Raw genomic sequence first — 1,781 nt, 5'->3', positions numbered from 1 at the left:
GCTGATCCATCGGGAGCATTCCTGTTTGGTTAGTGGAACCCTATTGAAATAGAAAAGTCCCCTTGGTATGATTCGGGGTGTCAAGGCGTCGACGGCTTGACCCCTAATTATAACCAAGGAGGACTCACATGAATTCTAAAGAAAATACTAAAATTAATCAAGTCACAGAACAAACATTAGTGATAGGTATCGACATTGCTAAACATAATCATTACGCAACCTTTGTCGATGAACGTGGACGTGTTTTGAAAAAAGCATTTCTCGTTAAACAGACGCGTAAAGGGTTTGAACAGTTCTATCAAGAAATACTAGAGGGTATGAAAGAATTCGATAAATCGCATGTGATAGTGGGCGTGGAGCCTACAGGACATTACTGGTTGAATTTAGCATATTTCCTAGAGGACTACGGTATACCACTGGTCGTTATCAATCCGATGCATGTGAAGAAAGTTAAGGAATTAGATGATAATCTGCAAACCAAAAACGATAAGAAAGACGCTCTGACGATCGCACGGCTAATGAAAGATGGTCGTTTCTCATATCCGAAGCTTCTTCGGGATCAAGCAGCAAATATTCGTTCCTGTTTCACGCTTGAGCAAACTTTAATAGACGACCGCACCATTCTGAAAAACAGAATTCATCGATGGGTAGATAAATACTTCCCTGAGCTATTCGAGGTATTCTCAGATTTTGGAGCCATGGTTCTAGGTGTGTTGGAGACAACCCCGTTGCCTGCAGAGCTGGTCAATATGACAACAGCTGATTTAGCGGATCAATGCGCGAAAGCGAGTCAGATGAAGCAAAGGCGACCCAAAATAGCAGCTAAAGTCATTGAGGTAGCTCAGACATCCATTGGCATCACCGTGGCTCCTTGGGGAGCTAAACGGGAGATACAATGTCTCATTCGCCAATACCGTCTACTCGAGGAAGAACTTGCGATGATTGAAGAGGAAATACAATCCTTAATTGTCCAAACGGCTGATTATGAATATCTCGCTTCATTTCCGGGAATTTCCCGTAGAACTATTTCCGGTCTCTTAGCGGAGATTGGAAGTTTTACTGACTTTGAAAGTCCACGCCAATTAATTAAATTAGCGGGACTTACGTTACATGAGAATTCCTCTGGTAAACATAAGGGAATGAAGAAGATATCAAAACGAGGACGAAGACGATTACGGGCTATTTTATTCAGAGCAATGCATCCAATCCTTAGAAACAACCCTGCCTTTATGAAGCTTCATCAGTATTATACGCAACGACCTCAAAATCCCCTTCGTAAGAAGGAGTCGATGGTCGTGTTATGTAGCAAATTACTAAAGGTTCTTCATGCCATGTGTACAAAAAAGCGGAAATTTGATGGTGAGCAAATGCTTGCGGACCTTCACTGTTTACAATTAGTAGCATGAGGTTGGCATTCTGAAACTTCTATTCATGACACGGAGAAGCTGGCACCAGCGGCGTACATTAGGCCTCGAGCCTCATCGGGAGCATCTCGCCGGCCTCCAACTTATGATAGACCGAACGAAGGAATGTCAGCGCATGACGCTAAGAGATGTGGGAGGGTTCGTCATCATAAGGTACTTGGAGATCCATAGTGCATGCCATATTAAATTAACAGTTTCTGTAACTGGTAGCGCAGCGTTATCCTTTACTTACAGTATCTACAAAAGTATGTACTTTCAGGTAGACGATTCTCTTTACTAGTCATATAAATTCTTTTTGGGTCAATAGAATAATGCGACAAGCCTTGTCATCATCACCTTTTCAAGAGGGAGTCGCCG

Annotated in this window: 1 protein-coding gene; it reads left to right on the top strand. The window is 42.6% G+C overall.

What is annotated here, in order from left to right; genetic code table 11:
* The first annotated feature begins 128 nt into the window (after window positions 1–128).
* Window positions 129–1,406, top strand: coding sequence for an IS110 family RNA-guided transposase (locus tag CSV72_RS16470; RefSeq protein WP_085426965.1), 1,278 nt, complete (start codon window positions 129–131; stop codon window positions 1,404–1,406).
* Window positions 1,407–1,781 lie beyond the last annotated feature (375 nt).

It is taken from the genome of Sporosarcina sp. P20a (assembly GCF_002743175.1).
Taxonomy (GTDB): domain Bacteria; phylum Bacillota; class Bacilli; order Bacillales_A; family Planococcaceae; genus Sporosarcina.
This window is presented reverse-complemented; position numbering and strand designations above follow the sequence as displayed.

What these genes read in the sequence shown, in the direction of transcription:
- CSV72_RS16470 (WP_085426965.1), top strand. Translation starts at nt 129, where the DNA reads ATGAATTCTAAAGAAAATACTAAAATTAATCAAGTCACAGAACAAACA.